Source organism: Burkholderia sp. AU38729 (genome assembly GCF_020419725.1).
Classification (GTDB): Bacteria; Pseudomonadota; Gammaproteobacteria; order Burkholderiales; family Burkholderiaceae; genus Burkholderia.
In genome coordinates this window covers 477,971-502,566 of sequence record NZ_JAIZQO010000002.1, presented here as the reverse complement: position 1 = coordinate 502,566, position 24,596 = coordinate 477,971, and the positions used below count along the sequence as shown (strand labels likewise).

Here is a 24,596-nt window from a genome sequence, read left to right as displayed (position 1 = left end):
CGCAGGGAGGCGTGCGCGCATCGCGTTCGCCTGCAACGTGATGCCAAGGAGAGGCGCGCCATGCACGTCGTCGTGTTCAGGGATCGCTGCGAGCGCGTGATCCGCATCGTGTTCGACGACGCACGCGCGACGGCGGTCGCGTATCGCGACGACGAGGCGATCGGCGAACTCGGCATCGACGACGACAGTGGCGGTGCGGTGCGATCGCCGTCGCTCACGCGGCTGTATGTCGAACCCGCGTATCGGCGCAGCGGCATCGCGCACACGCTGCTGGCGTGCGCGTCGCGCGAATTCGGGCGGCCGATCCGCATCGATGCCCACGCTCGGGAATGGCCCGGTACGCCGGCCTGGGCGACGCTGTGCCGCTGCCTCGAATACGAAGGGCTGGTGGTGGTGCGCTAACCGGAAGCGTGACCAAGATCACGCTTCACGAAGACGGAGACGACATGAGCACGGTCCTGAAGCCGATTCCCGCATCCGACGTGCGGCACGAAGCGCTGCGCATCGACGGGCAGCGCGTGTGGCGCGACGCGGTCATCGACGTGCGCAACCCGTACGACGGCGCGCTGGTCGGCACCGTGCCGAAGGCGACACTGGACGATGTGCGGCGCGCCTTCGCGGTCGCACACGCTTACCGGCCGACGCTCACACGTTACGATCGCGCGGCGATCCTGCGCCGCGCGGCCGACATCGTGCGTTCGCGCACCGCCGAGATTGCAGCGCTAATTACGGCCGAGTCCGGCTTGTGCATCAAGGATTCCACATACGAAGCCGGCCGCGTGGCCGACGTGCTGACGTTCGGCGCCGGTGAAGTGCTGAAGGACGACGGGCAGATCTTCTCGTGCGACCTGACTCCGCACGGCAAGAAGCGCCGCGTGTACACGCAGCGCGATCCGCTGCTCGGCGTGATCTCGGCGATCACGCCGTTCAATCATCCGATGAACCAGGTCGCGCACAAGATCGTGCCGTCGGTCGCGACCAACAACCGGATCGTGGTGAAGCCGTCGGAGAAGGTGCCGCTGTCGTGCTACCTGTTCGCGGACATCCTGTACGAAGCCGGTTTGCCGCCACAGATGCTGCAAGTGCTCACCGGCGACCCGGAGGAGATTGCCGACGAGCTGATCACGAACCCGGCGATCGATCTCATTACGTTCACGGGCGGTGTGTCGATCGGCAAGTCGATTGCGTCGCGCATGGGCTACCGACGTGCGGTGCTCGAACTCGGCGGCAACGATCCGATCATCGTGATGGAAGACGCCGATCTCGATGAAGCGAGCACGCTCGCGGTGTCGGGTTCGTATAAAAACTCGGGGCAGCGCTGTACCGCGATCAAGCGGATGCTCGTGCACGAGGCGGTGGCCGATCGCTTCACGGAACTGGTGGTCGAGAAAACGCGTGCGTGGTCGTACGGCAATCCGTCCGATCCGTCGGTCGACATGGGCACGGTGATCGACGAAGCGGCCGCGAAGTTCTGCGAGCAGCAGGTGAATGACGCAATCGCACGCGGGGCGCGGCTGCTGGTCGGCAACGTGCGGAGCGGCGCGCTGTATTCGCCGACGGTGATCGATCGCGTGACGCCCGACATGCCGCTCGTGAAGTACGAAACCTTCGGCCCCGTGTCGCCGATCATGCGCTTCCGCGACATCGACGACGCGATCCGGATGTCGAACAGCACCGACTATGCGCTGTCGTCGTCGGTCTGCACGAACCGCTTCGACTACATCACGCGCTTCATCACCGAGCTGGAAGTCGGCAGCGTGAACGTGCGCGAAGTGCCGGGCTATCGGCTCGAAGTGACGCCGTTCGGCGGCGTGAAGGATTCGGGGCTCGGTTACAAGGAAGGCGTGCAGGAAGCGATGAAGAGCTTCACGAACGTGAAGACGTATTCGCTGCCGTGGTGAGCGCGGCGGGGAAGGGTGCATCGCGCCCGCCCGCCGCCAACGGCGTTACTGATAGAAGTTGAGCGTGACCATCGCCGAACGGCCCGGCGCCCACGTCGCGTAGATCGGATACGCGCTCGAGTAATACTTTTTGTCGAACAGGTTCTGCACGTTGAGCTGCACGTCCATCGTCTTGTTCACGCGCCACGTCGCGGCCGCGTCGAAGCGTGCGTAGCCGGGCGTCCATTTCTTCGTCGTCGCCGATACCGACGCATAGGTCTGGCTCATCACCGTCGCACCCGCGCCGAGCGTGAGCTTCGGCATCACGTCGTAGCTCGTCCACAGCGTGAAGTTGTGCTTCGGCACCATCACCATCGGCAGGCCCGATGCGCCCGGGCTGCCGGGGCCGGCATCGGTCGTGATCGCGTTCAGGTACGAGTAGCCGCCGAACACGTGCCACTTCGGCGTCAAGTTGCCCGCGAAGCCGAATTCGACGCCGCGCACGCGCTGCTTGCCCGCGTTGACAGTGTGACCGAGGCCGTCGCTCACGCGCGCGTTGGTCTTCTCGGTCTGGAACAGCGCCGACGTCAGCGACAGCTGATCCTGCAGCACGTCCCACTTCGCGCCGATCTCGATGTTGCGCGAGCGTTCCGGCGCGAGATCCTGGTTCGTCGCGGTGATCTGGTCGGTGCCGCCGCCGAGGCCGCCGTTCGAACCCGGCGGGTTCGACGACGTGCCGTACGACGCATACAGGCTCACGTTGCTCACCGGCTTGAACACGAGGCCGAACTGGTAGCTGAACAGGTTCGACGTGTTCGACAGGTCGGCCACGCCGGCCTGCTTGCCGGTCGTGTCGTAGCGGTCGAAGCGAAGCCCCGTGTTGAACTGCCAGCGCTCGGACAGCTTCACGGTATCGAAGAGGTACGCGGAAACCGTGTCGGTGCGCGTGTTCGTCGTCGCGCCGGGGAAGCCCTTGTCGCCGTTCAGCACGATGCTGCCGGTCCACGGCATGTTCGGGTTCCAGCCGCCCGCGAGCGGCGTGCAGTTGCCGGCCACCGAGCAGGGGCCGCCCGAGCGGATGTTGTTGCCGGCCGCATCCGACACGAGGTAGCCCTCGTAGCGTGCCTGCTCATGGCTGAACTCGACGCCGGCCGTCATCGTGTGCTTCATGCCGAACAGGCTTGCGCTGCCGGTCACTTCGGTCTGGTTCGAGAAGCCGTTGAGCGCGTACTTGCCGCTCTTCGCCTGCAGGCTCAGCATGGTCGGATTCGACGCGAGGATCTGCGGGTTCGTCGCCACGTAATCGAGCGTCGAGCGGCCGAACATCGTCGTGTTCTTCAGTTTCCAGTCGTCGTTGAGCTTGTGCTCGACGCGCACCTGGGCGGTGTCGGTCTGCCCGTAGCGGTAGTCGCGCGTGTTCAGCCCGAAGAACTGGCCGCGATCGGTCGGCACCGGCGCACCGCCCGACGCGCGGAACGGCACGCTGAAGTCCGGCATGTCGTACGAGTTCATGTGGTAGTAGCTGACCGTGACCGTGGTCGGCGTATTCAGCCCGAACACGATCGACGGCGCGACGCCCCAGCGCTTGTTGTACACGTCGTTGCGGCCGGCCTGGTTCGCGTCGTGACCCATCACGTTCAGGCGCACGGCCGTCGTGTCGTTGATCTTGTGGTTCGCGTCGACCGTCGCGCGCTTGTAGCCGTCGGTGCCGAAGCCGATGCTGCTGTTGATGAAGTTGTCGTTCTTCGGCGTCTTCGTGACGATGTCGATGCTGCCGCCCACCGAGCCGCGGCCCGCGTAGACCGAATCGGGGCCCTTGATCACGCTGATCTGCTCGACCGCGAACGTTTCGCGGTTCTGCAGCCCCGAGTCGCGCATCCCGTCGACGAAGATCGAGTTGCGCGATTCGAAGCCGCGGATCACCGGGCGATCGGCCGACGGGTTCGCGGCCGCGTCGCCGCCGAGGAACGTGATGCCCGGCACCGAGCGCAGCGCGTCCGCGAACGACGTGACGTTCTTTTCCTTGATGAGTTGCTCGGGGATCACCGTGACCGAGCGCGGCGTGTCGAGCAGCGGTGCGGTGAACTTGTACGACGGCGAACGTTTCACCTGCATGTCCGACGGCGCGGTCGACTGGACGTGGATCGTCGGCAGCGTCGCCTGCACGTCGGCGGCCGGGGCGGGCTGGCCGGCGGCGGGTGCGGGAGCAGGGGCGGTTTCGGCGGAAGCGAGCAGCGGGGTCAGGAACACGGAGCAGGTCAGCGCCGACACGAGGGCGCGAGGCCTCGTCTTGAACTGGGCGGGCATATCGAGAGGCAGCAGAAGGTTCGGTGAGCAGGTGCGTCTTCTCGATGCCGGGCGGGCCGCACGGAACATCGGAAAACGTCAATGTAAATGCGTATGATTCGCGTTTGCGGTCGCAATTGTACGGATTGGTACTAATTCTGTAAACGATCGAATGGTTTTTGTACTAATTCGGTCAGGCTTTCGTGGGGGGCGGATTGCCTTTGCGTGGCGTGCAACACCACTTTCCATCACCCGGCCGTGCGCGGCGGCGACGACTCGATACACTGCCGTACCGGTTGGACGGGCCCCGGCGAGCAGGCCCCGAGCATGGAGACAACACAAGATGGACACCCAACGCGCAGCAGTCGTCACGTACCGAGGCGATGCGATCGAGAACACGCACGTCGCCCATGTGGCGGTGGTCGATGCACGCGGCCGGCTGCTGGCCCGGTTCGGCGATCCGTTCCGGATGACGCTCGCGCGCTCGGCGGCCAAGCCGGCGCAGGCGCTGTCGGTGCTCGAGACGGGCGCGCCCGAGCGTTTCGGCTTCGACGATGCGGATATCGCGCTGATGTGCGCGTCGCACAGCAGCGAGGACCGGCACATCGAACGCACGCGCGCGATGCTCGCCAAGGTCGCCGCGCACGAATCGGACTTGCGTTGCGGCGGCCATCCGCCGTTGTCGGACGCGGTGTACCGCGCGTGGATCAAGCGCGACTACACGCCAACCGGCGTGTGCAGCAACTGTTCGGGCAAGCACGTCGGGATGCTGGCCGGCGCGCAGGCGATCGGCGCCGCAATCGCCGATTACCATCTGCCCGAACATCCGATGCAGGTGCGCGTGAAGCACGTGGTGGCCGACGCGTGCGGGCTGCGCGACGACGAGGTCGAGTGGGGCATCGACGGGTGCAACCTGCCGACGCCGGCGTTTTCGCTGGACCGGCTCGCGCGGCTTTACGCATCGCTGGCCGACGGGGCGGATACGGTGGAAGCGGGCGGTGACGCAATCACCGATCGCGTCCGCGCGCTGGCGCGCATTCATCATGCGATGACCGCGTATCCGGAGCTGGTTGCCGGCGAAGGGCGCTACTGCACGGTGCTGATGAACGCGTTTGGCGGGCAGGTGGTCGGCAAGCTCGGCGCCGATGCGTGCTACGGGATCGGCGTGCGGGCGTCCGAGCGCACGCGGGCGCTGGGCGCCGATGGCGCGCTCGGCATCTCGGTGAAGATCGAGGACGGCAATCTCGACGTGCTCTACATGGTCGTCAGCGAGCTGCTCGAGCGGCTGCAGATCGGCACGGCCGAGCAGCGCGCGCCGCTGGCCGGCTTCCATCGGCCGCGGATGCTCAACACGCAGGGTGTCGAGATCGGGCACGCCACGTTCCCGTTCGAATTGCAGGCGGCTTGATCGGCCTGAACGGCGCGGATGCGCTGCTGCCGGTGGTCCGCGACGCGGGCCGTGCGCAGCGGCGCGAACCCGACCCAGGGCGCGTGCGCTACACGCTCGCGCCGCGAATCTTCGTCAGCTCCAGCGCCGACAACTCGCCGATATGCGCGAGGTGTTCCGCGAGAAAGTCCTTCAGCACGCGCAGCTTCGCCGAGCTGCGCCGGTTCGCCAGGTACGCGATGTAGATGTATTCGCCCGTCAGCCGGTTCTGCAGCCGGTAGCGCGGCAGCACGGCTTCGAGCCGGCCGCTCGCGAGCAGGTCGCGCACCAGCCAGATCTCGAACTCCGCGATGCCGAGCCCGGCGCAGGTCGCTTCGAGCAGCAGCTCCGAATGGTCGGTGACGAGGTTGCCGGCCGGCAGCACGCTGTGATGCGCGTCGCCGTTCACGAGATCCCAGCGCGGATCGCCTTCCGGATGCACGTAGCGCAGGCAGTTGTGTTGCTTGAGGTCGTCCGGCGTGACCGGGCGCCCGCAGCGGTCGAGATAGCCGGGCGTCGCGCACAGGATGCTGTCGTTGCGCGACAGACGGTGGACGACGAGATTGTCCAGGTAGTTCTCGCCTTCGTGAATGTCGAGATCGAAGCCGCCGGCCACGAGGTCGTTGTGGTTATCGGTGAGCCGCACGTCGAGCTGGATCGTCGGGTAGCGCGCGAGGAACGGCGCGACCAGCGGCGCGAGATGGCGGCGGCCGAACGCCACCGGCGCGGTGAGCTTCAGCGGGCCGCTCGGCTGCGCATTCAGCTCGGCGACCACGCGCAAGGTGTCGTCGAGATCGGCGATCAGCGTGACGGCGCGTTCCAGGTAGATATGGCCGGCTTCGGTGAGCGTCACGCTATGCGTGGAGCGGTGCAGCAGCGCGACGCCGAGCGCCTCCTCGATCGCGGTGACCTTGCGTGCGACGGTGGACGTCGACACGTGCATCTCCTTGGCGACCGCCGAAAAACTCCCCGTTTCGACCACCCTGACGAACGCGCGCATCGCGCCCATGTGATCGATACCGGTTTCCCTCGCGCCTTTTTTCATCCGATTCTCATTGTTGCGTGCCACGCAAAACCGCTTTCGATAATACAGAAGTGAGCTTGTTTTTGCAAAGGCATAGAATGCGAACCCGTCGCGTCGGGAAGCGGCGCACGACGAGCGGCACGAGACATCCAGGAGGGGCACGATGACAGAAAACGGCTTCCGCGTCGAAGCGGATCTTTTAGGTAAGCGAAGCATCCCGAATGAGGCCTACTACGGCGTCCATACGCTGCGCGCGAAGGAGAATTTCGACATTTCGGGCCGCACCATCGCGTCGCTGCCGTACTTCGTGATGGCGCTCGCTGCAGTGAAGGAGGCCGCGGCCGACGCGAACTGCGAACTCGGGCTGCTGCCGCGGCCGTACCGCGATGCGATCGCCGCCGCGTGCGTCGAGATCCGCGAAGGGCGCCTGCACGACCAGTTCGTCGTCGACATCATCCAGGGCGGGGCCGGCACGTCGACCAACATGAACGCGAACGAGGTGATCTGCAACCGCGCGCTCGAACTCATGGGGCACGCGCGCGGGCAGTACGAATACCTGCATCCGAACGAGCACGTGAACCTCGCGCAGAGCACCAACGACGTTTATCCGACCGCGATCCGCGTGGCGACCTGCTTCGCGGTCGAGCACCTGCTCGAGGCGATGGCGCGCCTGCGCGATGCGTTCGCGGAGCGCGCCGACGCGTTCGCCGGCTTGCTGAAGCTCGGCCGCACGCAGCTGCAGGACGCGGTGCCGATGACGCTCGGCCAGGAATTCTCGACCTACGCGGTGATGCTGACGGAAGACATCGCGCGCCTGCAGGAAGCCGGCTGGCTGATTCGCGAGATCAATCTCGGCGCGACCGCGATCGGCACGGGGATCACCGCGCATCCGCAGTACGCGGAGAAGGCGCTCGCGGCGCTGCGGCGCATTACCGGGCTCGACCTGAGCACCGCCCCGAACCTGATCGAAGCGACCCAGGATTGCGGCGCGTTCGTGCAGGTGTCGGGCGTGCTTAAGCGGATCGCGGTGAAGCTGTCGAAGATCTGCAACGACCTGCGGCTGCTGTCGAGCGGCCCGCGCGCGGGGTTCGGCGAGATCAACCTGCCGCCCGTGCAGGCCGGCTCGTCGATCATGCCCGGCAAGGTCAATCCGGTGATCCCGGAAGTCGTCAACCAGGTCGCCTTCGAGGTGTTCGGCAACGACCTGACCGTGACCTTCGCGGCCGAGGCCGGGCAGCTTCAGTTGAACGCGTTCGAGCCGGTGATCGCCAGCGCGCTGTTCCGCAGCTTCAGCCACCTGACGGCCGCCTGCACGACGCTCGCGCAGCGATGCGTGAGCGGGATCACCGCGAATCCCGAGCGGCTGCGCGAAACGATGGAGCGCTCGGTCGCGCTCGCGACCGCGCTGAACCCGTACATCGGCTACAAGCGCGCGACCGCCGTGGCAGCCGAAGCGCACGCGACCGGCAAGTCGATCCGCGAGGTCGTGCTGGAGCGCGAGTGGATGACCGCCGCGCAGGTCGAGGAAGCGCTGCAACCCGAAGCACTGATCCGGCCGCGCGTGCTTTGACGCCGGCTGCGCGGGCCGTCGGTGCGTGACGCCGGCGGCTTGCATGCGACTGCATCCGACGCGCCCCCGCGCGGGGCGCGACACATCAAGAAACAACGGAGACACACGATGACCCACAGCAGCGAGCGCCTGGCCGATTCGGCCGGTGGCGCGGATTCCCGACATGCCGACCCGGATGCGATGTTCGCGTCGCACGAAGCCGGCTATGCGAAGCAGTTGAAGCCCCGGCACGTGCAGATGATCGCGATGGGCGGCGCGATCGGCACGGGCCTCTTTCTCGGTGCGGGCGGGCGCCTGCAGCACGCTGGGCCGGCGCTCGCGCTCGTGTACCTCGTCTGCGGCGTGTTCGCGTTCCTGATCATGCGCGCGCTCGGCGAGCTCGTGATGCACCGGCCGACCAGCGGCAGCTTCGTGTCGTATGCACGGGAGTTCATGGGCGAACGCGCCTCGTTCGTCGCGGGCTGGATGTACTACCTGAACTGGGCGACCACCGGCATCGTCGACATCACCGCGGTCGCGATCTACATGAAGTACTGGGCCGTGTTCACGGACGTGCCGCAGTGGGTGTTCGCGCTCGGCGCGCTCGGGATCGTGTCGGTGATGAACATGATCGGCGTGAAGGTGTTCGGCGAGATGGAGTTCTGGTTCTCGCTCGTCAAGGTGGGGACGCTCGCGGTGTTCCTCGCGGTCGGCGCCGTGTTTCTCGCGAGCGGCCATCCGGTCGCCGGGCAGATGCCGGGGCTTCACCTGGTCGCGGATCACGGCGGGATCTTCCCGCACGGCATCCTGCCGGCCGTGCTGATCGTGCAGGGCGTCGTTTTTGCGTACGCGAGCATCGAGCTCGTCGGCGTCGCGGCGGGCGAGACGGCCGATGCGCGCAAGGTCTTGCCTAAAGCCATCAACAGCGTGATGTGGCGGATTGCGCTGTTCTACGTCGGCTCGGTCGTGCTGTTGACGATGCTGCTGCCGTGGACGGCGTATAGCGCGCACGAAAGCCCGTTCGTGACGTTCTTCAGCAAGCTCGGCGTGCCGTACGTCGGCACCGTGATGAACGTCGTGGTGCTGACCGCCGCGCTGTCGAGCCTGAACTCCGGCCTCTATTCGACCGGGCGCGTGCTGCGCTCGCTCGCGATGGGCGGATCGGCGCCGCGCTTCGTGTCGCGGATGAACGCACGCGGCGTGCCGTACGGCGGGATCCTGATCACGGTCGCGATCAATGCGATCGGCGTGCCGCTGAACTACATCGTGCCGGCGCAGGCGTTCGAGATCGTGCTGAACATGGCGTCGCTCGGGATCATCACGACGTGGGGCTTCATCGTCATGTGCCAGATCCTGTTCCGTCGTGCGGTCGATCGCGGCGAGCTGAAGGCCGTGTCGTTCCGGATGCCCGGCGCGCCGTTCACGTCGTGGCTCACGCTGGCCTTCCTCGTCGGCGTGCTGGTGCTGATGGCATTCGACTATCCGGGCGGCACGTGGACCATCGCGACGATTCCGGTTGTCGTGCTCGCGCTGGTGGTCGGCTGGAAGCTGGCGAAGCGTGGTGCGGCGCGCGAGCAGGCGGCGGATGCGCTTGCATCTTCGGCCACGCGCGCCGTTGCCGATCCGGTGCGGGGCGCCTGAAGACGGTATGCGCCGGGCGCGCCGGGTCGTTCGCGGCCGGCGCCCCGGCGTGCCGCCAAGGTCAGTTCAAACCGGCTCGTTCGCCGACCCATCGGGCGAACGAGCCGGCCATTTCCGCGGTCAGCTCGTGGCCGGCCGCATACAGCCGCGTTTCGTGCGCGACGCCGAGCGCGGTGAGCTTCGCGTCGGCAGTGTCGGCCCACGCGACGGGCAGCTTGTCGTCGGCGCGGCCGTGCACGATCAGCGCATGGAGCGGGCGAAGGGCATCGCGCGGCGCGATCAGCGGATCGATTTCGGGCAGGATGCGCCCGCACAGCACTGCGAATGCGGTGACGTCCTGCGGCGACGTGAGGCCGACGCTCGCGCTCATGATGCCGCCCTGGCTGAAGCCGGCAATCACCGTCGGCAACGCGGCGCCCGCGTCATCGTTGCCACGGAAGCTGCGGAGCAGCGTGATCAGCTTGAGTCGGCTCGCGTCCGCGCGGGCCGCGTCGATTTCGGGGCCGTTCGGGCCGAAGCGCACCGGAAACCACGCATGCTGGTCGGGCCCGAACGCGAGCGGCGCGCGCAGGAAGGCGATCTCGATGCGCGGATCGATGACGTCGGCCAGGTTCAGCAGGTTGGTTTCGTTGCCGCCGACGCCATGCAGCAGCAACAGGCGGGCTGCGGGGCGGCCAGTGGCCGGGCGCAGCCGGTACTGGAGGCCCGACTCGGGATCGGTGGTCAGCGGCAGGACGTCGGTCATTGCGTGGGGTCCGGGAAGGGGAGCGATGCGACAGTCTAGGGCGGGCGGCGACGTGAATCGCCGCCGTGCGATTGATTGTTTCCTTGCGGGAATGAATCGGGTGTCCCGCGATGCCCCGTTGCTCGTTGTTCATATACCGATCGGGTGACTCGTCATCAGCGCGCGGAATGGTTAAAATAGATACATTTCGTAGATACACGAGGGGCGAGGATGGAGACTGCCAAGATTTTCAAGCATGGCGGATCGCAGGCTGTCCGTCTGCCGAAGGATTTCCGCTTCGACACGACCGAGGTCCGGATTCGTCGCCACGGTTCATCCGTGATTCTCGAGCCGGTGCCGCAAGACTGGGCCTGGCTCACGCCGCTGATCGGCCCGGTGGACGCCGATTTCAAAGCCGCCGCCACGACCGAGCCTGGTGCTCAGGAGCGACCGGATCTGGACGTATTCGAATGAAATTTCTGCTGGATACCAACGCGGTAATCGCCATCCTGAAAGGCGAGCCGGCCATGCTGGCACGGCTGCGCACGTATCAGCCAGCCGATTTCGGCATGCCGGCGATCGTCGCGCATGAACTCTATTACGGTGCCTACAAGAGCCAGAGAGCGGCTGCGAACGTGGCACGTGTCGAGGCACTTCAGTTCGAGGGGGTGGCGTTCGATGTCGAAGATGCTCAGCACGCCGGCGAGATTCGTGCGCATCTGACCGCGGCGGGCACCCCGATCGGTCCGTACGATGCGTTGATCGCCGGGCAGGCACGCGCGCGGCGTCTGGTGCTCGTCACCCATAACGTGCGCGAGTTTGCGCGAGTTCCGGGGCTACAGGTCGAGGATTGGCTCGCCGACGCGCGTGAAAACTGATCGCATGGCGGTCAGGTTGCAACGGGAGTGGAATCGTCCGGCGCGCGGGTGCCCGTTTCGCGTCACCGCAACCGAATCACCGTCGACTTCAACTCCGTATTTTTCTCCAGCGCGTGCAGCGGGGGATGCGCTGGCGGCGCAGCGAATCCGCCATCTCGTGGAAACCCCTCGCAAGCAATTCGATTCGCGGACGACGAATAAGAGCATGAAGATCCGCGATTCGATCTTGTCGACCACTACGCAAGCGCGGCCGGCGGGGGCGGGATGTCAACGGGCCGACGGCAAAAAAAGGCTTCAGATTCTTCACGCCGCACGGACGGCATGCTCCGTCGACACTCCTGTCCCCACCGTCGCTCGATCGATGTGAGTGACGCCTGCCGCGCGCGAATATCCATTGATTGACGACTGTCGAGAAATTGCGTCTCGACCAACCCGCATCGCGACGCCGAAATGGCATCGCCATTGAGGCGTGCCCGATGTACGGTGGAGAACACGTGATAAGCAGCTCGCGTGCGACAGCGCCACAGCGCCCGTACCGCTAGGGAAAACCATAGTCCTCGCGGTGCCACTCGCGAAAGACCGAGTAAGCCCGCAGTCAGCTTCGCTCTTCAGAATCGCCACACTCATTCAAAAGGCAAACCAGGAGACAGGCGATGCATGATGGGTTGGTGAAAAAAATCGAAGCGCATCCGAAGTATGCGCAGCTCAAGCGGCGGCGCAACACGCTCGGCATCTGCCTGACCGTGCTGATGCTGATCGTGTACTACGGCTACATCGCACTGATCGCATTCGACAAGTCGTTCCTCGCGAAGCCGGTGAGCACCGGCGTGACGAGCGTCGGCGTACCGGTGGGCATGGCGGTGATCGTGTTCACCGTCGTCATCACCGGCATCTACGTGCGCCGCGCGAACAACGAATACGATCAACTGACGCAGGACATCCTGCAGGACGTCGCCCAATGAAGAAGACACTTTCGATGACGCTGGTCGCGCTGCTGGCTGCGGGCGTATGCGGCGCGGCTGTCGCCGGCGGCGGCGATGTCGGGCAGACCGCCAAGCAGGCCACCAACACCACGGCCATCGTCCTGTTCGCGCTGTTCGTGGCCGGGACGTTGTGGATCACCAAGTGGGCGGCGTCGCGCACGCGTTCCGCGGCGGATTTCTACACGGCCGGCGGCGGCATTACCGGGTTCCAGAACGGCCTGGCGATCTCGGGCGACTACATGTCGGCGGCATCCTTCCTCGGCATTTCCGCGGCGGTGATGACGTCGGGCTACGACGGCCTGATCTACTCGATCGGCTTCCTGGTCGGCTGGCCGATCATCACGTTCCTGATGGCCGAGCGGCTGCGCAACCTCGGCAAGTTCACCTTCGCCGACGTCGCGGGCTATCGCTTCGAGCAGGGGCCGATCCGCAGCTTCGCCGCGATCGGCACGCTGGTGGTGGTGGCGTTCTACCTGATCGCGCAGATGGTGGGCGCGGGGCAGCTCATCAAGCTGCTGTTCGGTCTCGACTACTGGGTGGCGGTCGTCATCGTCGGCGCGCTGATGATGGTCTACGTGCTGTTCGGCGGCATGACGGCCACCACCTGGGTGCAGATCATCAAGGCGTGCATGCTGCTCGCGGGCGTGACCTTCATGGCGATCATGGTGCTCGCGCAGTACGGCTTCAGCCCGGAGGCGCTGTTCGCCCATGCCGTCGAAGTCAAGACCGCGATCGCCGCGAATGCCGGCAAGTCGCCGGACGACGCGACCCGCATCGGGCTGTCGGTGATGTCGCCGGGCGGGTTCATCAAGGATCCGATCTCGGCCATCTCGTTCGGCATGGCGCTGATGTTCGGCACCGCCGGCCTGCCGCACATCCTGATGCGCTTCTTCACGGTGCCGGATGCGAAGGAAGCGCGTAAATCCGTGTTCTGGGCCACCACGTGGATCGGCTACTTCTACGTGCTGATCTTCATCATCGGTTTCGGTGCGATCACGCTGGTGCTGACCAATCCGGAACTGGCCGACGTGGCCAAGGGCGCGATCAAGGGCGGCGCGGGCACGGCCAACATGGCCGCGGTGCTGGTGGCCAAGACGGTGGGCGGCGACGTGTTCTACGGCTTCATCTCGGCCGTGGCGTTCGCGACGATCCTGGCGGTGGTGGCCGGGCTCACGCTGTCGGGTGCGTCCGCGGTGTCGCACGATCTCTACGCCACCGTCTTCAAGAACGGCAAGGCCAACAGTGCCGACGAGCTGAAGGTGTCGCGCATCACGACGCTGGTGCTCGGCGTGATCGCCGTGCTGCTGGGCATCGCGTTCGAGAAGCAGAACGTCGCGTTCATGGTGTCGCTGGCGTTCGCCGTGGCGGCATCGGCCAATTTCCCGGTGCTGTTCCTGTCGATGATGTGGAAGGGCTGCACCACGCGTGGCGCGGTCATCGGCGGCTTCCTCGGGCTGGTCTCGTCGGTGGGGCTGACGATCGTGTCGCCGTCGGTGTGGGAGGCGACGCTCGGTTATCCGAAGGGTTCGGCATGGTTCCCGTACACGTCGCCCGCGTTGTTCTCGATGACGATCGGCTTCGTCGGCGTGTGGCTGTTCTCGGTGCTCGACACGAGCCTGCGCGCGAAGGCGGAGAAGGGCGCGTTCGCCGCGCAGCAGGTGCGTTCGGAAACGGGGCTGGGGGCGACGCGCGCCAGCAGCCACTGACCGGTCGTTAGCCGCTCAAGCCCGCACCGGGGCCGACGATGCAGTCCATGTATCGTCGCTCCGGGGCGGGCGGAATCGTTTTCATCCGTCCGTAGAATCACGCCCGGCAATAAAAAATCGCGAACTCGACTGAATTCGCCGATAATGCGCAAACGTTTTACGAAAGCCCGATTGCGGCTAATTCGCGGATTAAATAAATAAAAATAAAATATCCGAACCTGGAATTCAAAGGCCGCGCAGGATCGCCGATCGAAGCCTTGTGGCATGAGGTTAACGGCAGATCCCGGCAAACCTTTAGGGCGCTTTCGTCGCAATTATTCATTTCATTTTTATCAATGAATGAATGATTTTCGGTCATCGGAGCGTCATACACCATCCCCGATAATTCGGCGCTCACATTCTTTCAATAGACCAAACGGCGGTCGAAGCCGGATCGCTGCGGGGAGCTGTACTCATGACCATCCGTCATCGCATTACGCTGCTAGTCGTCCTGACGTTCTTCGCGCTGTCCGCGATCGGCATCTATGCCGTGTACCAGACCCGCAAGAGCGCGTCCGAGGTACGCCAGGTCACCCAGGGAATCGTGCCGAGCGCGCTCGCGTCGGCGGATCTCGTCGCCGATGTGAAGAACATCCAGATCGCGACGATGACGCTCGTCTATGCGCCCGACGCGAACACCGCCGCGCAGGCGCGCGACGAGCTGAAGGCGAAGCAGGGCGCGCTGCGCGCCGCGCTCGACGTGCAGGCGAAGTCGGCGGTCGGCCAGGCGCAGGTCGGGCTCGTCTCGCAGGCGAAGGAGAGCGCGACGAACTACTTCGCGGCGATCGACGACACCGTGAAGATGAAGGCCGACGGCAAGCCCGAGATGGCGCAGGCGTACCTGTTCGCGAACGTCGCGCAGTATCGCGACGAACTCGAAAGCATCGTCGACACGCTGCGCGTCGAGAAGAACCGCCAGAAGGACGACGCGATCAGCGCGCTGAACGGGATGCTGTCGACCACGGCGACGGCGATCGCGGGCGTCGCCGGCACGGTGATCGTGCTGCTGACCGCACTCGGCCTGCTGCTGTATCGCCAGATCACGCGCCCGCTGATCGGGATGCAGACGGCGATGAGCGAGATCGCGACGAGCCAGGATTTCACGCGCCGCGTGCCGGTGGGCCGGATGGACGAAATCGGCCATTCGATCGTCGCGTTCAACGGGATGATCGAGAAGATCCAGGAGAACTCGGCGCAGCTCAAGCAGAAGACGGCCGACATCCAGGCGATGCTGCAGAACATGCAGCAGGGGATCCTGACCGTCGTCGAAGGCGGCGTCGTGCATGCGGAGTATTCGGCGTACCTCGAAACCATCTTCGAGACGAACGATATCGCCGGCCGCGATCTGATGGCGCTCGTGTTCGACGATTCGAACATCGGTTCCGACGCGCGCTCGCAGGTCGATGCGGCCGTGCACGCATGCCTCGGCGAGGACAGCATGAACTTCGCGTTCAACGAGCACCTGCTCGTGAACGAAGTCGCGAAGCGGATGCCGGACGGCCGCGACAAGTGGCTCGACCTGAGCTGGTCGGCGATCACCGACGAGACCGACACGGTCGTGCGCCTGATGCTGTGCGTGCGCGACGTGACCGAGATTCGCGAGCTGACCGCGCAGGCCGGCGAGCAGCAGCGCCGCCTCGAAATGATCGGCGAGATTTTGTCGATCAGCCAGGACAAGTTCCACGACTTCGTGCACAGCGCGAAGGGCTTCCTCAGCGAGAACGAGCGGATGATCCGCCAGCACGAGCGCGCCGATCACTCGATCGTCGCGGCGCTGTTCCGCAACATGCACACGATCAAGGGCAATGCGCGCACGTACAGCCTCCAGCACCTGACCAACATCGTCCATGAAGCGGAGCAGGCGTACGACTCGCTGCGCCGCGCGGACGGCGGCCCGGAGTGGAACCGCGACGCGCTGATGGACGACCTGGCCCGCGTGCGCGACGCGGTCGAGCACTACGCGACGATCAACGCGGTCACGCTCGGCCGCAGCGGCGAAGCGGTCCAGGGCGCCGACTTCCTGATGGTCGAACGCGCGCACATCAGCGAGAGCCTGCGCGTGCTCGACGGCGCCGATCCGGCGAACGCGTCCGACTGGCACGCGGCGCGCGACGCCGTGCGCCGCATGCTGAGCCAGCTCGGCACGCAGGGCATCGGTGATGCGCTCGGCGGCGTGATCGAGTCGCTGCCGTCGCTCGCGGCCGAACTCGGCAAGCCGGCACCGGTCGTGCATATCGACAGCCACGGCCACCGCGTGCGCAGCGAAATCGCCGCGACGCTGAAGAACGTGTTCATGCACCTGCTGCGCAATTCGATGGACCACGGGATCGAATCGTCCGACGAGCGGCGCGCGGCCGGCAAGGCGGCGTCCGGCACGATCGACATCGCGGTCGGCGTGGGCGGCGGCGAGCTGTGGTTCGTGCTGAGCGACGACGGCCGCGGCCTCGCGCTCGACCGGATTCGTAGCATCGCGCGCGAGCGCGGCTGGATCGATGCCGACCACGACGCGGGGCTGTCCGACGAGGATGTGGCCGAGCTGATCTTCCGGCCGGGTTTCTCGACCGCGAGCACGGTGACCGAAGTGTCGGGGCGCGGCGTCGGCATGGACGCGGTGCGCAACTTCCTGAAGCGCGACGGCGGCGATATCGCGCTGCGCTTCACCGACGATCGCGTCGGCGCGCCGTATCGCGCGTTCGAGACGATCGTGACGCTGCCGGCCCGCTTCGCGGCCGACGGCGCCGCCCAGGGCGTCGCGCACGAGCGTGCACGCAGCGCGGACATCGACGCGGCGGAGTGACGACGTGATCGGGCAGGCGTGGATGATCCAGATGGCCGCCGCACTGGCGGGCGGTGCCGTCGTCGCCATCGTGGCGGCGGTGGTGTTTCGCGTGACGCGCATGCGGCTCGTCGCGGCGCTCGAGCGCGATGCGGCGCAGTTGCGCGGCGCGCTCGACGCAGCCGACGCGCGCGTCGCCGACGCCGCGTCGGCGCATGCGGAGGCGGCCGACGCATGGGCGCAGCGCGAGGCGCAGCTCGAGGATGCGCTGGCGCGCGAGACGTCCGCCGCCGGCTCGCAGCGCGACGCGATGCAGGCGCTGTCGGCCGATCGCGCGGCGCTCGCGCAGCACGCGATGAAGATCGCCGACGAAGCGGCGCGCCTGCGCGGGCTCGCCGGCACCTTCGAGCGCTGGCACGAGCAGATGATCTCGCTGACCACGCAGAACCAGGACATGCGCACGAAGAACCAGGAGCTGTCGGCCATCGTCGCGCACGTGTCGATCGTGTCGCTGAACGCGTCGATCGAGGCCGCGCGCGCCGGCACGGCCGGGCGCGGCTTCTCGATCGTCGCGAGCGAGGTGCGCGGGCTGGCCGCGCGCTCGCAGCAGCTGTCGAACAGCTATCGCGACAGCCTGAACCGCAACGATCTCGTGACGGCCGCGACGTTCCAGGACATCCAGGCCGGCGGCAAGATGATCACGGCCGCGCTCGCGACCGTCGAGACGCTGGCCGGGCAGTTGCACGCGCGGATCGAGGGAGAAGCCGCGTGATCAGTGCGCAGGCGAGGGCCGGGTTCGAACGGATCTTTTTCGATGCCGCGCGCACGCGGCTCGCGGCAGGCGGCGCGTGCGACATCCGGCCGCGAGCCGGGCACGAACACGACGCGCCGGATCGCGCGCACGTGAAGTCGCGATCGAAGCAGCAGGCGCCCGAACATGTGGTCGTACTGACGATCTCCGCACTGCATTTCCGCCTGCTGCTCGCGCTGCGCTTCAGCGACGACGACGCGACGCGCCGCCATTTCGCCGGCGCGACAGCGGGCACGAACAGCCAGCGACCATTGACCGACGCGTTCATGGAAGTCGCGAACCTGTGTTGCGGCGCGATCAACCAGGCGCTGACCGCGTCGTTTCCCGACCTCGGGATGTCGACGCCTTACCTGCTGAGCGGCGCGAGCATCGACTTCATGCACGCGCTCTCGCCCGATTACGTGGCCGCCTACGACCTGACGCTCGATGGCGACGTGCGGGTCGGCGCGACGTTGTGCGTGTGCGCGAACGCGCCGGTCGATTTCCATGTGCCGGCAACGGCCACGGTGGATACCGGCGGCGAGCTCGAACTGTTCTGACCGACCCTGACCGACCATGAGGAAACCTTGAGATGACCCTGGACAAACCCGTCAGCAAGGTGCTCGTACTCGACGACAGTCGCGCGCACGCCGACGCGATCAAGCGCTTCTGCGACGAGCACAACCTGGTCGGCCTGACCGTGCGGCGCAGCCGGTTGCTGAAGGTGCTGCGCTCGAACATCGACCTGGGCGCGATCCTGCTGGCCGAGGATTACGGCGGTTCGCCGGCCGAGAGCGCGATTATCGCGACGCAGATCGATGCGCTGCGCCCCGAGCTGCCGATCATCCTGCGCCGCGAATCGCTCGCGTCGCGCGACGGGTTGCCGGAGGCGCTCGCGCGCGTCGCGTGCGCGGCCTACGTCGCGGACGACATGACGCCGCTCAAGCGCGCGATCGACGAATACCTGTTCGGCCGCGACTACCCGAACGCGCTCGTGCGCGGCATCTCGGAGATCACCGAGGCGCGCATCGACAGCCTGTTCCCGGGCATGACGATCGAGCACGAAACGCCGTGCATCGTGCGCGACCAGATCATCTTCGGCGAAGTGTTCAGCCTGATCGCGCTCGAAAGCGCGTGGTGCCGCGGCTACATGCTGCTGCAGACGAGCGAGCAGCCGCTGCTCGACATGATTGGCGGCACGCGCGAAGACGGCCGCGCGCCGGATTTCCGCGACGTGAACAGCGTGCTCGGCGAGCTGACCAACCTCGTATGGGGCGCGTTCAAGAACCGCTATCTCGGCGACGCCGAGGCGCTGGCGCGCCATCCGGTGCAGGTGCCGCTCGTCGTCAATCACAAGCAGAAGTTCATCTCGTTCGGCGGCGATTGCCCGCAGCTCTGCTTCAAGTACCGGATGACCGATCCGGCCTCGGGGCGCTCCGTGTGCCTCGACCAGCGCTTCGTGTTCAGCCTGAGCTGGTCGCCGGAGGATTTCCGCGAATCGGTGCAGGACGTGGGGCCGATGGTCGAATCGGGCGAACTCGAACTGTTTTGAAGACTGAAGTCAGCAACAAGGAAAGGGGAAGACGACATGGCAAAGATTCTGGTGGTCGACGATTCGGGCACGGTGCGCGACGAAGTCGCGGGCTTCCTGCGCAATCACGGGCTCGACGTCGCGACGGCCGTCGACGGCAAGGACGGGCTCGCGAAGCTCAAGGCGACGCCCGGCGTGCGCCTCGTGATCAGCGACGTGAACATGCCGAACATGGACGGCCTGACGATGGTCGAGAAGATCCGTGGCGAACTGGCGAACGCGACGGTCAACGTCGTGATGCTGACGACCGAAAGCAGCCCGGCGATGAAGGAGCGCGGCAAGGCCGCCGGCGTGAAGGGCTGGATCGTGAAGCCGTTCAAGGGCGATGCGGTGCTCGACGCGCTGAAGAAGCTCGCGGGCTGACGCACTCCGGGCTTTAGCGCGGCCGCTGCCGCCCGCGCATTCAGCGCTGCGGTTCCGGTTGCGCGGCCGCCGCGTCGCCGGTCGCGGCCGGCACGTGTGGCGCGGGCATCTGCCATTGCACGACGATCATCCCCGCGAAGATCAGCGCGACGCCCGCGATGCGGCCGGGGGGCGCGAGCCGCTGCGCGAGCCCCATCAGCCCGTAGTGGTCGATCAGCAGCGACGCGAGCGTTTGCCCGGCGACGACGCAGACGATCGCGCGCGCAATTTACAGCGCACCGCGATCTCCGTATCCTGCCGGATGCCGAGGGCGGCGTGTCTGCGCGACCTGCGCAGCACGCACGGCATCCACGACAATCAGGAACGGGACACCTTCCCATGACAATCAGGATCGATCGGGCGGCGCACGTGCGCGGCGCATGCAACGGCCCGTATGAACGCATGACCGACGAAACGGGGCGCGGCGTGATGTGCCGCCGCAACACGCAGTCGAAGATCGACGTGTCGTTCCATCAGTCGCGATCTTGAGGTGAGCGCAATGGTGTCCGGATCCGGCCGCACCGACGCGCAGCAGACGGAAACGCTGATCGCGAAGGGCATCGTCTTTACCATCGTCGGTACGTGCCTGCTGATCGGCACTGCCCTGTACGCGCAGTCGACGCGCGAATTCCTGCGGACATCGGTCGTCGTGCCGGGGCGCGTCATCAAGCTGAACGCGGGCCCGCATCATCCGGAGATCGCGTTCACGACGCTCGCGGGCGAGCACGTCGAATACCCGCAGGGCGGCGACGTCAGCGTGGAGGAGGGCGCGACGGTCGAGGTGCGCTACGCACCCGACGCGCCCCATATGACGGCGCGGATGAATACGTTCGGTGCGATCTGGGGTGGCGTACTGACCTTCGGCGGGATGGGCGCGGTCTTTTTCCTCGCTGGCGTCAGTCAACTACGCTCGGGCGTGCGCGCATGGCGCCGCGGACGCAAGCGGTCGTAACCATGTGAGCCTGCTGCGCCACGACTGGACGTCGCACGGAATGTGGAGGAGCATTTCATCATCACGGCGCCGTGAACGTGCACGCATCATCGCCACGTATTCGCGCCGCATCGAATCCTGCCGAACCCCATCGAGCGGAACATCATGAAACCCGATCAAGACACGGCCGAGCCGATCCTGTTGCGCGACGCGCACGACGGCGTCGTCACGCTGCGGCTGAACCGTCCGCAGCAATTCAATGCACTGTCCGAGGCGATGCTCGCGAGCCTGCACGACGCGTTCGAGTCGCTGGCGGCCGATCCGCACGTGCGCTGCGTCGTGCTGGCCGCGGAAGGCAAGGCGTTCTGCGCGGGCCACGACCTGCGGCAGATGCGCGGCCAGCCCGAACTCGATTACTACCGCACGCTGTTCGCGCAGTGCAGCCGCGTGATGCTCGCGATGCGCGCGTTACCAGTGCCGGTGATCGCGCGCGTGCAGGGCATCGCGACGGCCGCCGGCTGCCAGCTCGTCGCCGCGTGCGACCTGGCGATCGCGGCCGACACGGCGCGCTTCGCGGTATCGGGCATCAACGTCGGGCTGTTCTGTTCGACGCCGGCCGTTGCGTTGAGCCGCAACGTCACGGCGAAGCGCGCGTTCGACATGCTCGTGACCGGGCGCTTCGTCGATGCGGCAACGGCCGCCGCATGGGGCCTCGTCAACGAGGCCGTGCCCGAGGATGCGCTCGACGCGGCCCTCGCGCGCAAGGTCGCGGAGATCGTCGCGAAGAGCCCGGCCGCGGTGCGGTATGGCAAGCAGATGTTCTATCGCCAGCGCGAGTTGCCGCTCGACGAAGCCTATGCGTATGCGGGCGACGTGATGGCGCGCAACATGATGGAGGAGGATGCCGGCGAAGGGATCGACGCGTTCCTCGAGAAGCGCAAACCGACGTGGCGTTCGTAGTGCGTTACTAGCGGAGCGCGGCGAGCGAAGCGGAAGGGCCGTCACCCACGCCTTGCGCTCGCACGGAAAAGCAAACGGGCCGCCCGAGGCGACCCGCAACCGAAGCGCACGTCAGGCGACGCAACGGCGCGTGCGCCGCATCCAAGCCGGTCAGCGCCCGTAGCTTCCGGTCCGCAGCGTCGGCTGTCCGCTCGACGCGCCCGGCGGCACGATCACGACCGGCACGCGGCGCGCGAGCGCGCACATCAGCTCGTAGCCGATCGTGCCGCTGGCTTCCGCCACGTCATCCACCTTCACCTGGTCGCCCCACAGCTCGACGCTCGACCCGATGCCCGCGTTCGGGCACGGCGTCAGGTCGACGGTCAGCATGTCCATCGATACGCGCCCGACGACGCGCGTCATCACGCCGTCCACCGCGATCGGCGTGCCGGTCGGTGCGTGGCGCGGATAGCCGTCCGCATAGCCGCACGCGACGACGCCGATCCGCATCGGCCGGTCGGCCGTGAAGCGGCGGCCGTAGCCGACGGTCTCTTCCGGCGACAGCGTCTGCACACCGATGAGCTTGCTCGTCAGCGTCATCGCGGGCATCAGCGGCGTGTCGGCGATACCCCGCGCCGCACCCGTCGGCGAGGCACCGTACAGGATCGTGCCGGGCCGCACCCAGTCGCGGTGCGCGCGCGGATGCCACAGCACGGCGGCCGAATTCGACGTCGAGCGCTCGCCCGGAATCCCCGCGGTGGTCGCATCGAACTGGTCGAGCTGCCAGTCGACTTCGCCTTCGTCGGCGTTCGCGAAATGCATCATCAGCGTGATCTTGCCGATCGACGGCGCGCTCGCCGCGCGCTCCCACGCGGCGCGGAACACGGCGGGGCGGTAGCCGAGCCGGTTCATCCCGGAGTTCATCTTGAGCTGGATGTCGATCGGCTGCTGCGGCTTCGCCGCGATCAGCAGGTCGAGCTGCTCGTCGCAGTGCACGGCCACCGTCAGGCGGTGGCGATCGGCCAGCTCGACGTCGGCCGGCTCGAAGATCCCTTCGAGCAGCAGCACCGGCTTGTCCCAGCCGAGTTCGCGCACGCGCACGGCTTCGTCGAGATCGAGCAGTGCGATGCCGTCGGCGGCGGCGAGGCCCGGGTAGATCCGCTCGATGCCGTGACCGTACGCATTGGCCTTGATCACGGCCCACACGCGCGATTGCGCGGCGGTGCGGCGGATGAAGTCGAGGTTGTGGCGGACGGCGTCAGGGCGGATATGGGCGACGATGGGACGGGGCATGGCGATGTCTCGGATCGGATGTCGTTCGGCGCGCGCGGCGGCGCGGGTTCGGCGGCCTGGCGCGACAATGCGTCGGGCCAGTGTTGAACGCTATCTTATTGGTGTTCGACCAGTTTTAATTAACGTTTTTGGCGACGATTTGGTGGAAATTTTGGTGTCGAACCAGGCGCGTCGCGGCTGCTGGCGGGCCGCGCAGCCGAGTCTCCCGTCTAGAAAACCGGTGCGCGAACAGCACGACGCAATGCTAAGCTCTCGGCGATCTTGTCATTGATCAATGTAATCATAAAGGAGGAGACTTTTGATGACGCCGTCCCAGCTGTGCCTGTTCATCGTGGCGCTGTTGCCGTTCTCGATGACGTTTCTCGCGAAGGCCCGCAAGGGCTACGACAACCGCACGCCGCGCGACTACCTGGCGAAACTCGAAGGCTGGCGCGCCCGCGCGCAGGCCGCGCACCAGAACGGGTGGGAAGCGCTTGCGCTGTTCACCGCCGCGCTGGTGGTGGCATGGCACAACGGCGCGAACGTGCATCGCGTCGACCAGCTTGCGATGGCGTTCGTCGCGATCCGCGTCGTCTACATGCTGATGTACCTGCTGAACTGGGCGTCGCTGCGTTCGCTCGTGTGGTTCGGCGGGATGGCGTGCGTGGTCGCGTTGTTCTTCGCTGCGCCGTAAGCGGCGCATGCGGGCGAGGCCGGCGCGTTATTTGCCGGTCGCGCCGCCGGTGCCGCGCACGCGGCTGTCGTTGGATGCGGGCGCAACGATCGGGCCCGCGATCGGCGGGGCTTCCGCTTCCGCGTCGGCTTCCGCTTCGCGGCGCAGGAACGCGATCAGGGGATCGAGCAGCCGGTGCCGCGTCGACGGGTTGCGGCGCAGCACGAAGCGCCACGACGCGGCGCGTTCGAGGCCCGGCCGCAGTGGCACGAGGCGCCCGCTGCGCAGCTCGGGCTCGATCAGCGGCGCGCGGCCGAGCGCGATGCCCGCGCCGCCGACCGCCGCGCCAATGACCTGGCTGAAACTGCTGTAGCGGACGATCTTCGTCTCGAAGTCGCCCGGCAGGCCGAACTCCGTGGACCAGTTGCGCCAGTCGATCTCGGGGCTGTGCTCGTGCATCTCCTGCAGCAGCCGCGAGCGGCACACGTTCACGGAGGCAAACGGATGCAGTTCGGGGCTGCATACCGGGAACACCGTTTCCTGCAGCAGGATGTCGTCGTCGGCCTGCAGCCGGTGCGCGGGCACGTGCACGATCGCCAGATCGACGCCGCTGCGCGCGAAATCCGGTTCGTCGTCGAGCACGACGGCATGCAGCGGCGTGTCGGGATGAAGCGACGAGAATTCCGCGAGGCGGCGGGCGAGCCACATCGCCGAAAACGGCGCATTGGCGGATACGGTGAGCCGTTGCGCGGTGCCGCGAATGTCGGCACAGGCGTCGGTGAGTCGCGACAGCGCATCGCTGACGGCCGGCAGCAGGCGTGCGCCGGCCGGCGTGAGGCTGATGCCGCCGAGCCCCGTGCTGCGTTCGAGCAGCCGCGCGCCGAGCGATTCCTCGAGCGCGCGAATCTGGTGACTGACCGCACTCGTCGACACGTTCAGCTCCGCCGCCGCGCGCGCGAATCCGCCGAGGCGGACGGCCGCCTCGAAAGCTCGCAATGCACTGAGGGGAGGGAGGTGCGACATGCGGGGTATTGTAGTTGACTCAACACCCGTTGAAAAATCATCTTTTGCCGCGCGCGGGCCGCG

General features: G+C 66.7%; 25 protein-coding genes. 19 read left to right on the top strand and 6 right to left on the bottom strand.

Features of this window, described 5'->3' with window-relative positions:
• Positions 1–60 precede the first annotated feature (60 nt).
• Both LGM56_RS07275 and phnY read left to right on the top strand, forming a co-directional pair.
• Entirely contained in the window at positions 61–402 is a 342-nt protein-coding gene (locus LGM56_RS07275; RefSeq protein WP_226203809.1) for a GNAT family N-acetyltransferase, read from the top strand.
• Between the two features lie 44 nt (positions 403–446).
• On the top strand, positions 447–1,901 hold the full coding sequence (phnY, locus tag LGM56_RS07270; RefSeq protein ID WP_226203807.1) for a phosphonoacetaldehyde dehydrogenase: 1,455 nt from the start codon (positions 447–449) through the stop codon (positions 1,899–1,901).
• A gap of 45 nt (positions 1,902–1,946) precedes the next feature.
• Here the strand turns inward: phnY and LGM56_RS07265 are convergent, their stop codons facing one another.
• The gene (locus LGM56_RS07265) at positions 1,947–4,187 is read right to left on the bottom strand and encodes a TonB-dependent receptor (protein WP_226203806.1); all 2,241 of its coding nucleotides are present in this window, start codon (positions 4,185–4,187) and stop codon (positions 1,947–1,949) included.
• Between the two features lie 322 nt (positions 4,188–4,509).
• Between LGM56_RS07265 and LGM56_RS07260 the strand changes: the two genes are divergently transcribed.
• Complete coding sequence (locus tag LGM56_RS07260; RefSeq protein ID WP_089432480.1) at positions 4,510–5,574, top strand: asparaginase; 1,065 nt, start codon at positions 4,510–4,512, stop codon at positions 5,572–5,574.
• Positions 5,575–5,662: 88 nt separating this feature from the next.
• On the opposite strand, the gene LGM56_RS07255 is transcribed toward LGM56_RS07260, so the two are convergent.
• Entirely contained in the window at positions 5,663–6,637 is a 975-nt protein-coding gene (locus LGM56_RS07255; protein WP_089474592.1) for a LysR family transcriptional regulator, read from the bottom strand.
• A gap of 142 nt (positions 6,638–6,779) precedes the next feature.
• Here LGM56_RS07255 and LGM56_RS07250 point away from each other — a divergent pair, with 142 nt between their 5' ends.
• On the top strand, positions 6,780–8,186 hold the full coding sequence (locus LGM56_RS07250; protein ID WP_089427816.1) for an aspartate ammonia-lyase: 1,407 nt from the start codon (positions 6,780–6,782) through the stop codon (positions 8,184–8,186).
• Positions 8,187–8,294: 108 nt separating this feature from the next.
• A complete protein-coding gene (locus LGM56_RS07245; protein WP_226203804.1) occupies positions 8,295–9,806 on the top strand; it encodes an amino acid permease in 1,512 nt (503 codons plus the stop codon).
• 61 nt (positions 9,807–9,867) lie between these two features.
• On the opposite strand, the gene LGM56_RS07240 is transcribed toward LGM56_RS07245, so the two are convergent.
• Complete coding sequence (locus tag LGM56_RS07240; RefSeq protein WP_226203802.1) at positions 9,868–10,551, bottom strand: alpha/beta hydrolase; 684 nt, start codon at positions 10,549–10,551, stop codon at positions 9,868–9,870.
• A gap of 210 nt (positions 10,552–10,761) precedes the next feature.
• On the opposite strand from LGM56_RS07240, the gene LGM56_RS07235 reads away from it, so the two are divergent.
• From LGM56_RS07235 to LGM56_RS07195, 9 genes are all read left to right on the top strand, one after another.
• Positions 10,762–11,004 (top strand): antitoxin, encoded by a 243-nt coding sequence (locus LGM56_RS07235; RefSeq protein ID WP_226203800.1) that lies wholly within the window; start codon positions 10,762–10,764, stop codon positions 11,002–11,004.
• Positions 11,001–11,408, top strand: coding sequence for a type II toxin-antitoxin system VapC family toxin (locus LGM56_RS07230; RefSeq protein WP_089497249.1), 408 nt, complete (start codon positions 11,001–11,003; stop codon positions 11,406–11,408). The genes LGM56_RS07235 and LGM56_RS07230 overlap by 4 nt, the downstream gene beginning before the upstream one ends.
• A gap of 653 nt (positions 11,409–12,061) precedes the next feature.
• Positions 12,062–12,370 carry a DUF485 domain-containing protein gene (locus LGM56_RS07225; RefSeq protein WP_043179330.1) on the top strand — a complete coding sequence of 103 codons (309 nt, stop codon included), beginning with the start codon at positions 12,062–12,064 and terminating at the stop codon, positions 12,368–12,370.
• Complete coding sequence (locus tag LGM56_RS07220; RefSeq protein WP_226203798.1) at positions 12,367–14,097, top strand: cation acetate symporter; 1,731 nt, start codon at positions 12,367–12,369, stop codon at positions 14,095–14,097. Before LGM56_RS07225 ends, LGM56_RS07220 begins: the two co-directional genes overlap by 4 nt.
• Before the next feature lie 454 nt (positions 14,098–14,551).
• Positions 14,552–16,933: an ATP-binding protein gene (locus LGM56_RS07215; protein ID WP_226203796.1), complete on the top strand. Its 2,382-nt coding sequence runs from the start codon at positions 14,552–14,554 to the stop codon at positions 16,931–16,933.
• 22 nt (positions 16,934–16,955) lie between these two features.
• Positions 16,956–17,684 (top strand): methyl-accepting chemotaxis protein, encoded by a 729-nt coding sequence (locus tag LGM56_RS36740; protein ID WP_089498154.1) that lies wholly within the window; start codon positions 16,956–16,958, stop codon positions 17,682–17,684.
• Positions 17,681–18,262 carry a hypothetical protein gene (locus LGM56_RS07205; protein ID WP_226203794.1) on the top strand — a complete coding sequence of 194 codons (582 nt, stop codon included), beginning with the start codon at positions 17,681–17,683 and terminating at the stop codon, positions 18,260–18,262. The genes LGM56_RS36740 and LGM56_RS07205 overlap by 4 nt, the downstream gene beginning before the upstream one ends.
• 32 nt (positions 18,263–18,294) lie before the next feature.
• Entirely contained in the window at positions 18,295–19,254 is a 960-nt protein-coding gene (locus LGM56_RS07200; RefSeq protein ID WP_089497244.1) for a chemotaxis protein CheX, read from the top strand.
• A 36-nt stretch (positions 19,255–19,290) separates the two neighbouring features.
• Positions 19,291–19,656 (top strand): response regulator, encoded by a 366-nt coding sequence (locus LGM56_RS07195; RefSeq protein ID WP_031401467.1) that lies wholly within the window; start codon positions 19,291–19,293, stop codon positions 19,654–19,656.
• Between the two features lie 40 nt (positions 19,657–19,696).
• On the opposite strand, the gene LGM56_RS07190 is transcribed toward LGM56_RS07195, so the two are convergent.
• Positions 19,697–19,912 carry a DMT family transporter gene (locus LGM56_RS07190; protein WP_413226767.1) on the bottom strand — a complete coding sequence of 72 codons (216 nt, stop codon included), beginning with the start codon at positions 19,910–19,912 and terminating at the stop codon, positions 19,697–19,699.
• On the opposite strand from LGM56_RS07190, the gene LGM56_RS37005 reads away from it, so the two are divergent.
• From LGM56_RS37005 to LGM56_RS07170, 4 genes are all read left to right on the top strand, one after another.
• The gene (locus LGM56_RS37005) at positions 19,869–20,093 is read left to right on the top strand and encodes a 2Fe-2S iron-sulfur cluster-binding protein (protein WP_144023144.1); all 225 of its coding nucleotides are present in this window, start codon (positions 19,869–19,871) and stop codon (positions 20,091–20,093) included. The two genes, LGM56_RS07190 and LGM56_RS37005, sit on opposite strands and share 44 nt — an antisense overlap.
• On the top strand, positions 20,035–20,184 hold the full coding sequence (locus tag LGM56_RS07180; RefSeq protein WP_226203792.1) for a hypothetical protein: 150 nt from the start codon (positions 20,035–20,037) through the stop codon (positions 20,182–20,184). The genes LGM56_RS37005 and LGM56_RS07180 overlap by 59 nt, the downstream gene beginning before the upstream one ends.
• Before the next feature lie 10 nt (positions 20,185–20,194).
• Positions 20,195–20,647, top strand: coding sequence for a DUF3592 domain-containing protein (locus LGM56_RS07175; protein ID WP_226203790.1), 453 nt, complete (start codon positions 20,195–20,197; stop codon positions 20,645–20,647).
• 144 nt (positions 20,648–20,791) lie between these two features.
• Positions 20,792–21,586 carry an enoyl-CoA hydratase gene (locus tag LGM56_RS07170; protein WP_226203788.1) on the top strand — a complete coding sequence of 265 codons (795 nt, stop codon included), beginning with the start codon at positions 20,792–20,794 and terminating at the stop codon, positions 21,584–21,586.
• Positions 21,587–21,736: 150 nt separating this feature from the next.
• On the opposite strand, the gene alr is transcribed toward LGM56_RS07170, so the two are convergent.
• Positions 21,737–22,858, bottom strand: coding sequence for an alanine racemase (gene alr / locus LGM56_RS07165; RefSeq protein ID WP_226203786.1), 1,122 nt, complete (start codon positions 22,856–22,858; stop codon positions 21,737–21,739).
• Positions 22,859–23,159: 301 nt separating this feature from the next.
• Between alr and LGM56_RS07160 the strand changes: the two genes are divergently transcribed.
• On the top strand, positions 23,160–23,531 hold the full coding sequence (locus tag LGM56_RS07160) for an MAPEG family protein (RefSeq protein WP_226203784.1): 372 nt from the start codon (positions 23,160–23,162) through the stop codon (positions 23,529–23,531).
• A 27-nt stretch (positions 23,532–23,558) separates the two neighbouring features.
• On the opposite strand, the gene LGM56_RS07155 is transcribed toward LGM56_RS07160, so the two are convergent.
• On the bottom strand, positions 23,559–24,533 hold the full coding sequence (locus LGM56_RS07155) for a LysR family transcriptional regulator (protein WP_226203782.1): 975 nt from the start codon (positions 24,531–24,533) through the stop codon (positions 23,559–23,561).
• Positions 24,534–24,596: the final 63 nt, after the last annotated feature.

What these genes read in the sequence shown, in the direction of transcription:
- LGM56_RS07275 (WP_226203809.1), top strand. Translation starts at nt 61, where the DNA reads ATGCACGTCGTCGTGTTCAGGGATCGCTGCGAGCGCGTGATCCGCATC.
- phnY (WP_226203807.1), top strand. Translation starts at nt 447, where the DNA reads ATGAGCACGGTCCTGAAGCCGATTCCCGCATCCGACGTGCGGCACGAA.
- LGM56_RS07265 (WP_226203806.1), bottom strand. Translation starts at nt 4,187, where the DNA reads ATGCCCGCCCAGTTCAAGACGAGGCCTCGCGCCCTCGTGTCGGCGCTG.
- LGM56_RS07260 (WP_089432480.1), top strand. Translation starts at nt 4,510, where the DNA reads ATGGACACCCAACGCGCAGCAGTCGTCACGTACCGAGGCGATGCGATC.
- LGM56_RS07255 (WP_089474592.1), bottom strand. Translation starts at nt 6,637, where the DNA reads ATGAAAAAAGGCGCGAGGGAAACCGGTATCGATCACATGGGCGCGATG.
- LGM56_RS07250 (WP_089427816.1), top strand. Translation starts at nt 6,780, where the DNA reads ATGACAGAAAACGGCTTCCGCGTCGAAGCGGATCTTTTAGGTAAGCGA.
- LGM56_RS07245 (WP_226203804.1), top strand. Translation starts at nt 8,295, where the DNA reads ATGACCCACAGCAGCGAGCGCCTGGCCGATTCGGCCGGTGGCGCGGAT.
- LGM56_RS07240 (WP_226203802.1), bottom strand. Translation starts at nt 10,551, where the DNA reads ATGACCGACGTCCTGCCGCTGACCACCGATCCCGAGTCGGGCCTCCAG.
- LGM56_RS07235 (WP_226203800.1), top strand. Translation starts at nt 10,762, where the DNA reads ATGGAGACTGCCAAGATTTTCAAGCATGGCGGATCGCAGGCTGTCCGT.
- LGM56_RS07230 (WP_089497249.1), top strand. Translation starts at nt 11,001, where the DNA reads ATGAAATTTCTGCTGGATACCAACGCGGTAATCGCCATCCTGAAAGGC.
- LGM56_RS07225 (WP_043179330.1), top strand. Translation starts at nt 12,062, where the DNA reads ATGCATGATGGGTTGGTGAAAAAAATCGAAGCGCATCCGAAGTATGCG.
- LGM56_RS07220 (WP_226203798.1), top strand. Translation starts at nt 12,367, where the DNA reads ATGAAGAAGACACTTTCGATGACGCTGGTCGCGCTGCTGGCTGCGGGC.
- LGM56_RS07215 (WP_226203796.1), top strand. Translation starts at nt 14,552, where the DNA reads ATGACCATCCGTCATCGCATTACGCTGCTAGTCGTCCTGACGTTCTTC.
- LGM56_RS36740 (WP_089498154.1), top strand. Translation starts at nt 16,956, where the DNA reads ATGATCCAGATGGCCGCCGCACTGGCGGGCGGTGCCGTCGTCGCCATC.
- LGM56_RS07200 (WP_089497244.1), top strand. Translation starts at nt 18,295, where the DNA reads ATGACCCTGGACAAACCCGTCAGCAAGGTGCTCGTACTCGACGACAGT.
- LGM56_RS07195 (WP_031401467.1), top strand. Translation starts at nt 19,291, where the DNA reads ATGGCAAAGATTCTGGTGGTCGACGATTCGGGCACGGTGCGCGACGAA.
- LGM56_RS07180 (WP_226203792.1), top strand. Translation starts at nt 20,035, where the DNA reads ATGACAATCAGGATCGATCGGGCGGCGCACGTGCGCGGCGCATGCAAC.
- LGM56_RS07175 (WP_226203790.1), top strand. Translation starts at nt 20,195, where the DNA reads ATGGTGTCCGGATCCGGCCGCACCGACGCGCAGCAGACGGAAACGCTG.
- LGM56_RS07170 (WP_226203788.1), top strand. Translation starts at nt 20,792, where the DNA reads ATGAAACCCGATCAAGACACGGCCGAGCCGATCCTGTTGCGCGACGCG.
- alr (WP_226203786.1), bottom strand. Translation starts at nt 22,858, where the DNA reads ATGCCCCGTCCCATCGTCGCCCATATCCGCCCTGACGCCGTCCGCCAC.
- LGM56_RS07160 (WP_226203784.1), top strand. Translation starts at nt 23,160, where the DNA reads ATGACGCCGTCCCAGCTGTGCCTGTTCATCGTGGCGCTGTTGCCGTTC.
- LGM56_RS07155 (WP_226203782.1), bottom strand. Translation starts at nt 24,533, where the DNA reads ATGTCGCACCTCCCTCCCCTCAGTGCATTGCGAGCTTTCGAGGCGGCC.